Source organism: Erythrobacter sp. HA7-11 (assembly GCF_055693605.1).
Map to the genome: position 1 here is coordinate 2851929 of NZ_JBVFUF010000002.1, position 7511 is coordinate 2859439.

At 58.0% G+C, this 7511-nt stretch carries 4 protein-coding genes and 1 pseudogene; 2 read left to right on the top strand and 3 right to left on the bottom strand.

The features are described from left to right. The first annotated feature begins 3 nt into the window (after positions 1–3). On the top strand, positions 4–936 hold the full coding sequence (locus ACZ1GU_RS14600) for an electron transfer flavoprotein subunit alpha/FixB family protein (RefSeq protein ID WP_472646116.1): 933 nt from the start codon (positions 4–6) through the stop codon (positions 934–936). Positions 937–1133: 197 nt separating this feature from the next. Further along, a complete protein-coding gene (locus ACZ1GU_RS14605; RefSeq protein WP_472646117.1) occupies positions 1134–1874 on the top strand; it encodes a TonB family protein in 741 nt (246 codons plus the stop codon). 14 nt (positions 1875–1888) lie between these two features. On the opposite strand, the gene ACZ1GU_RS14610 is transcribed toward ACZ1GU_RS14605, so the two are convergent. The 3 genes and pseudogenes from ACZ1GU_RS14610 to ACZ1GU_RS14620 all read right to left on the bottom strand — a co-directional run. Then, positions 1889–2368 carry a flagellar biosynthesis repressor FlbT gene (locus ACZ1GU_RS14610; RefSeq protein WP_472646118.1) on the bottom strand — a complete coding sequence of 160 codons (480 nt, stop codon included), beginning with the start codon at positions 2366–2368 and terminating at the stop codon, positions 1889–1891. Positions 2369–2444: 76 nt separating this feature from the next. Then, positions 2445–3670, bottom strand: a pseudogene (locus ACZ1GU_RS14615) (DUF445 domain-containing protein). Positions 3671–3801: 131 nt separating this feature from the next. After that, on the bottom strand, positions 3802–7511 hold a 3710-nt coding region (locus ACZ1GU_RS14620; RefSeq protein ID WP_472648663.1), incomplete at its 5' end, for an efflux RND transporter permease subunit.

Consider the following 7511-nt stretch of genomic DNA (forward strand, 5'->3'; position numbering starts at 1 on the left):
GACATGAACACTCTGGTTCTCGTCGAACACGACAATTCGAGCGTCAATGATGCAACACTCGCTGTCGTCACCGCTGCTGCGCAAATGGGCGATGTGACCGCACTGGTCGCAGGCCACAATTGCGGCGCAGTTGCCGATGCGGCTGCGCAAATTGCGGGCGTCTCAAAAGTCTTGAAGGCGGATGACGCTGCTTATGCGAACAACCTTGCGGAGAATGTTGCTCCGCTGGTCGCTGGTCTGATGGAAGGCTACGACGCTTTCCTCGCGCCAGCGACGACCAACGGTAAGAACATCGCGCCGCGCGTCGCCGCGCATCTCGATGTGATGCAAATCTCGGACATTCTATCGGTCGAAGGCGACAACACCTTCACCCGTCCGATCTATGCGGGCAACGCGATCGCGACCGTCAAATCCTCCGACCCGAAGCTGGTGATCACCGTTCGCGGTACGGCCTTCGATAAGGCTGAGAGCACTGGCGGTTCGGCTTCAGTCGAAGAAGCGAGCGGTCCGGGCGATGCAGGCATTTCCAGCTTCGTCAGCGCCGAAATCGCTGATGGTGGCGACCGTCCAGAGCTCACGAGCGCTGGCGTGATCGTTTCGGGCGGGCGCGCGCTCAAGGATAGCGAAACCTTCGAAAGCGTTATCACCCCGCTCGCCGACAAGCTTGGCGCAGCCATCGGCGCATCACGCGCGGCGGTTGATGCGGGCTATGTCCCGAACGATTATCAGGTCGGTCAGACCGGCAAGATCGTTGCCCCAGAGGTCTACATCGCCATCGGTATCTCCGGTGCGATCCAGCACCTGGCGGGCATGAAGGACTCCAAAGTCATCATCGCGATCAACAAGGATGAAGACGCACCGATCTTCCAGGTCGCGGATATCGGCCTCGTTGCTGACCTATACAACGCGGTGCCGGAGCTGACTCAGAAGCTCTGATAACGTTTCAATATTTGCCTTTGATCAGCCCCTCTTCCGCGCTATCCTCGCGGAATGAGGGGTTTTTCTTTGCAATCGCCACTGTCGCGCTCATTTCGCTGATTTTATTCCACAATGACTTGCAGGCTAAAGAACCGGTGGTTCTGTCGCCAAGCAGCAATTGGAATCTGGACTACGCCGAAGACAAATGCCGTCTCATGCGAAGATTTGGAGAAGGCGAAAATTCGGTTGAGTTCTTGCTAGAACAGGCCGGACCAGAGCCGTTCTATACAATGGCGCTTTTTGGTGAGCCGGCGCGCGGAAGCAATCGCGAAACCATGCGGCTCCAGTTCGGCCCGTCAGAAGAATTGTCAGAACGCAGCTTTCTGAGCGGGAAGCTTAAGAGCACGAAAACCCATTTCGTCATCATGCACGGTATCCACCTCGCAGCGCCACCCAAGGATGCGAAACAAGGCGAATTCGTTGTTGTCGATATTGGGCCGGAACGGGAGCAAGCGATTACGACCCTATCGCTAAAGCATGGTGTGCGGCATCCTTTGACGCTTCAGCTTGGCTCAATGGGAGAACCAATGGCGGCTATGCGAACCTGCATCGCCGATCTGATGGAAGAGATCGGGCCGATTGAGGACGATCCCAGTGGGAAAGGGAAGAGCGCCAATCTGATAAATATCAAAAAGGTCGCTCGCTTCATACAAGAGCGTTACCCAACGCGGATGATTAGAGAAGAACAGGAAGGTGTGGTTGGCGTGCGCCTGATCGTCAATCGCGAAGGAAAACCATCCGCATGTCAGATTACCAAATCAGACCGCCCAGCCGCTTTTGATGATTTGGTCTGCTTTGGTCTTTTGAGAATTGCTGAGTTTGAACCTGCTGTTGGTCCTGATGGCGAGGCACGCATCGGGACTTACACCACAAGTGTTAGATACAAGCTCAACTAAAACAGTCGAAACCGTCAAGTCCCATTCCCCATCAACCGCCTGTCGCGCCGTTGGCCTATGCGACCGCGTGACGCGATCTGGTCAGCGTCGCTCGGGTCACAGACGTCCGCCAATCGCCGCGCGCTCGCAAGCGCCGCTTTCTCGTCGCCAGCGATCAACGCGGCGGCGCAGGTGGCACACTCTTTTTGCGCGCGGTGAGAGCGATCTTGTGCAACCACCTGATTGAGCAGCGCGAACATCTGAAACCGCGCACTGGATAGCGCCTTTTCGGTGGCGCTCAGCTCAAGCATCGCGAAATACAGCTCTTTCGCGGCTATGCTCTCTTCCAACCGGCGATCGCACCGCATCGAGCGGCCAGTCATAACCACCGCTCCTGAGCCAACGTCCAGCTGGCAAGGTGTGGTCGCGGTTACCAGAGCGCCGTTGATCACAGCCTGCGCTCCTGCGGTCAGAGTGATGGTGCGCGCGTCGGACGTGGTTTCGTGTGAGGTCATACAGACAAGGTAAGCGACCGTGGAAAAGACAATGCTGCCTACGTGCCAAGGGTTTTTACGTAAGCGCTGAGGCCAGTCACATGAAGGAGATGATGAAGTGGATGGTCATCCCCACCAGTCCGCCAACTATCGTCCCGTTAATCCGGATGAATTGCAGGTCGCGGCCCACGGCCCCTTCGATCCGGCCTGTGATGGTCGTCGCGTCCCAGCGCTTTACTGTGTCCGATACGAGTGTGACGATCTCTGCACCATAACGGGTGGCAATGCCGACCAGTGTGCGACGGGCAAAGCGGTTGATCTGCCATTGCAGCCGCTCGTCTTTTTTGAGCGCATTGCCCAATTCGGCCAGGCCTTTGCGCATTTCATTGCCGAGCTCGCTATCGGCTTCGCGCGCGCGGCGGATCAATGAACGGCGAATGCGCTCCCACACGCCCATCCACCATTCGGCAACGGCCGGGTTCTGAATCAAGTCACGCTTCATGCTCTCGACGCGGTCGCGCGTGGTCGGATCGTGCTGTAGGTCTTGCGAGAGCTGCTCCAGACCTTCTTCGATCTTGCTGCGCAGCGGATGCTCCGGATCGACCAACACTTCTGCAAGCAGCTTGTAGAGACCATCGAGGACCGAGCTTGAAATACGCTCGTCGAGGCCGGTCCAGCGCAAAACCGCATTGGCGCGGTCATGGATGACTTCGCGCACCGTCTCTTCGTTGTCTTCCAGGGTCAGGCCCGCCCAGCGGATGAAGCCATCCATCAAGGGCATATGCCGTTGATCGGCAATGGCGCTTTCCAGCATTCGGTACCGATAAGCGGAGAGATATCAATCTTGGCAAATTGGTTGCCAAGGCCGCTGCGGACCTGATTGCCAAGCCGGTCGGGATCGAGCGATTCGAGCACTTCAGCAAGCAGCTCCGCTGCCCCTCCGGTGATGCGCGAGCGTGGATCGGCCTTCGTGCCATCACGGGCAGGCGTGACCAGAAAATCGCCGACCGCGCGCGCGACATTCATGCCCGACATGCGGCGTGCGACCACCGCGGGCGTGAGGAAATTTTCCTGTAGGAACTGCGCCATCGTATCTGCGATGCGGTCTTTGTTCTGCGGGATGATCGCGGTGTGCGGGATGGGCAGGCCGAGCGGGTGTCGGAACAGCGCGGTCACGGCAAACCAGTCTGCGAGACCGCCAACCATCGCTGCCTCTGCAAAGGCATTCACATAGCCCCATGCCGGATTCAGCTCGACATAAGGATGCGTGGTGAAGAACAGCACCGCCATCGCGACCAACAGGCCCGTCGCGGTCCACCGCATGCGGCGCGCACGATCCGCTTGCAAAGGCTCGCCGCCGAACGTCAGATCAGGCATGTGCGTGCTCTTCATCGGCGCATCTCAATGAGCGGCGCGATAGGGCGCCATTTGTAAAAGCAACGCACAATGCCGCATCACTCGGCGGGTTCAGCCTCTGGCGGAGTGCCAGTTGCTGGACCGGCAGGTTGATTGCTGCTGTTTTCATCGCCCGGCTTATAGGTCAGCGTTTTCTCTCTCAGCCACGGGCCGATGCGTTTTTCAAAGCTGTCAGCTAAGCTGAAACCGGCAGGGACAATCAACAGCGTCAGAACGGTAGAGAGAATAAGACCGCCGATCACAACAGTCCCCATCGGCGCGCGCCAAGCGCCATCACCTGACAGCGACAGTGCGGTCGGCACCATTCCGGCTGTCATCGCGACGGTGGTCATAACGATCGGCTGAGCCCGCTTGTGACCAGCTTCGACAATCGCTTTGAACTGCTCTGTTCCCTCGGCCATTTCTTCGATCGCGAAGTCTATCAAGAGGATCGAGTTTTTGGACACGATCCCGAGCAGCAATAATATCCCGATCAGAACTGGCATCGAAAGCGGCTGTCCAACCAGCCAGACCAGGAAGATGCCGCCGAGCGGTGCGAGCGCGAGCGAGGTCATGTTGACCAGCGGGCTCATCAGGCGTTTATAAAGCAGGACCAGCACCGCGAACACCAGCAACACGCCCGCAATAATTGCGGTCGTAAAGCTGGAGGCGAGCTCAGCTTCGAATTCAGCTGTACCCACTGCGTCTCGATTCACACCGGTCGGAAGGTCTTGCAGGGTCGGCAATTGCTCGATTTGCTGCGTGACGTCGCCGCGCAGGAATCCAGAGGCCAGGTCAGCGCCAATGAAGACCCGGCGGTTCTGGTTGTAACGCTGAATCGATGTCGGCCCTGAGCCGAAAGAAATGTCGGCAATCGAGCCGAGCGGGACTGATCCTCCTCCTGAGGTCGGAACAGGAAGATTCTCGATCGTGGTTAGATCTTCGCGAGCAGAGGCTGGCAGCCTCACTGATATTGGCACTTGCCGGTCAGACAGCGAGAACTTGGCGGCGTTCTGGTCAATTTCACCCATCGTCGCGATGCGGATTGTCTGGCTCAAAGCGACGGTCGATACGCCCAGTTCAGCCAGCAATTCCTGACGGGGGCGGATGATGATTTCCGACCGCGGAATATCGGCGTTGATACGCGGGGCAACCAATCCGTCGAGGCCTTTCATATCTTCGACGACTTTGGCTGCGGTCTCGTTGAGCAGGGCCGGATCGGAACCTGCGAGCATGATAGTGAAATCACGGCCGCTGCCACCGCCGCCGGGGCCATTGTCATTCTGGAAGCGCACGCGCGCATCGGCGATCTTGGCAAGCTCTGGCGCCATCTCGCGCGTGAACTCAATCGACGTAAGCGACCGGTCTTCCTTCAACGTGACGAACATACGGGCCGTGCCCTGCTCAACAATTTCGAGCGCCAGTTCAACATCGCCTTGCGCATAGAGCAGATCAGATACCTGATCGACGACCCGCTCTGTATCCTCCAGTGTTGTGCCGGGGACCATCTCGATTTGGACCCGAACATTCTCGTCATCGACATCGGGAAAAACCTGGAACGGCGTTTGCTGCATGAGCAATACGGTCAACAGGAACGCGAAGTAGCCAACGCCCAGCATCCAGATGCGGTGATCGAAGAAGCGCGCTTCGAGATATTCCCAAGTCTTCTCCATGCGTTCGCCAGCGAAGCGGGCGAGCCCCTGAAGTCCGAAGATCAGCATCAAAACTGTAGCCAGAGCGTACACGCCACCCAAAGCCAGAGTGATCCCTTGCTTGACGTAATCGCCAATCGATTTGGCCGAAGCTTCAGCAGCGGGCGCAGCGCTCGCCGCAGCCTCACCAGCACCGGACATCTCGGCCCAATTAAGCGCGAGATAGGCCCCGCCGCCGCCAAGGACAGCCAAAAGCCCGATGGCGAGCAACAATTTCGGCACGCTGCGCAGACCATAAAAGATCAGCCAGACCATGCCCACGCCAAGGGCGCACACCACGCCAAGCTCAAGTATTTGCAGGGGCCGCGCGATCAGGCTCCACAGCAATCCGCCTTCGTTGGACGAGACAAGCCCGGCGAGTTTCGTTGGTGCGGATGCGGCGTCAAAGAGCGCATATCCGCCAAACACGCCGACCGCGGCCATGACCAATACCTGCAAGCAGATCAGGAACAGCACGAAAATGTAGAGCCAACGACGCCTTGGCACCATCGCCTCGGCGCGGCGTTTGAGCATGCGCGATTTATCGAGCGACCAATTCAGGACGCGCAGATAGCGGTCCATCCACTTGCCTTCGCCGTGCGCCGCATGACCTTCCGCCCGAAGGAAATATGCCGCCAGCATCGGCGTGATCATTCGCGCCACTGCAAGGCTCATCAACACGGCAATGACGACTGTGAGGCCGAAGTTCTTGAAGAACTGGCCGGTAATGCCGGGCATCAGTCCGACGGGGAAGAACACCGCGATGATACAGAAGCTGGTCGCCACCACCGGCAGACCGATCTCATCGGCTGCATCGATCGACGCCTCATAGGCAGACTTGCCCATTCGCATGTGCCTGACGATGTTTTCGATCTCCACGATCGCATCATCGACCAGGACGCCCGCCACCAATCCGAGCGCAAGCAGCGACATCTGGTTCAGGTTGAACCCGATCAGCTCCATGAACCAGAATGTCGGGATGGCGGAAAGCGGGATGGCAATCGACGAAATTAGCGTCGCGCGCCAATCGCGCAGGAAGAAAAACACCACGACTACGGCCAGGACCGCACCTTCGACCATCGCCGAGATCGAACTGGTATACTGGTCCTTGGTGTATTTGACCGTGTTGAACAGCGGGATGAATTTTACACCCGGATTCGCAGCCTCGATATCCTCGATAACTGTCAAGGCTTCTTCATAGACGGTCACATCTGACGCGCCTTTTGCGCGTGACATGAAAAAGTTGACGACCTCTTTGTCGCGCACTTTGCTTACGATAGTGCGCTCGGAGAATCCGTCGCGAACATCGGCGACATCGCTCAATTTGATTGTGTTGCCGTTGCTCAGTCTAAGCTGCCGCTGAGAAAGCTCGAATGCCGTTTCTGTATTGCCGAGCACTCGGACGGATTGCCGCGCGCCGCCTATCTCGGCCATGCCGCCTGCCGCATCGGTGTTGTCCCGCCGCAGCACCGAATTGAGCTCACTCGCGGTTACGCCCAGCGACTGCATACGCTGTGGATCGAGAATAACTTCAATCTCTCGATTGACACCGCCCCAGCGTCCAGCCTCGGCCATGCCCGGGATCGACAGAAGGCGCTTGGCGACCGTGTCATCGATGAACCAGCTAAGCTGCTCGATGGTCATATCGGTCGCTTCGACAGCATAAATGCCCAAGAAGCCGCCCGCGACCTCTACCTTGCTGACGCGCGGCTCCAGAATCCCGTCAGGCAGACTGCCCCGCGTGCTATCGACCGCGTTTTTGACCTCGGCGACGGCAACATTTGGATCGATACCAAGTTCAAACTCGACAAATGTGCTTGAACTGCCTTCGCGCGCAGTCGAAGAGATATTGCGCACACCGTTGAGAGAACGCACCGCCGACTCGATTTGCTGCGTGATCTGGTTCTCAATTTCAGTCGGAGCTGCGCCCGGCTGAGCAACATTTATGTTGACACCCGGAAACTCAATGTCCGGGTTATTGACAACATCCATCCGGTTGAAACTGAGCATACCGGCGAGAAAAATCGCCGCGAAGAACACCAGCGGGATAACCGGGTTGCGTATCGACCACGCGGAAA

Excerpts from the sequence above, each read along its gene's own strand:
- ACZ1GU_RS14600 (WP_472646116.1), top strand. The coding sequence starts at position 4 with ATGAACACTCTGGTTCTCGTCGAACACGACAATTCGAGCGTCAATGAT.
- ACZ1GU_RS14605 (WP_472646117.1), top strand. The coding sequence starts at position 1,134 with ATGCGAAGATTTGGAGAAGGCGAAAATTCGGTTGAGTTCTTGCTAGAA.
- ACZ1GU_RS14610 (WP_472646118.1), bottom strand. The coding sequence starts at position 2,368 with ATGACCTCACACGAAACCACGTCCGACGCGCGCACCATCACTCTGACC.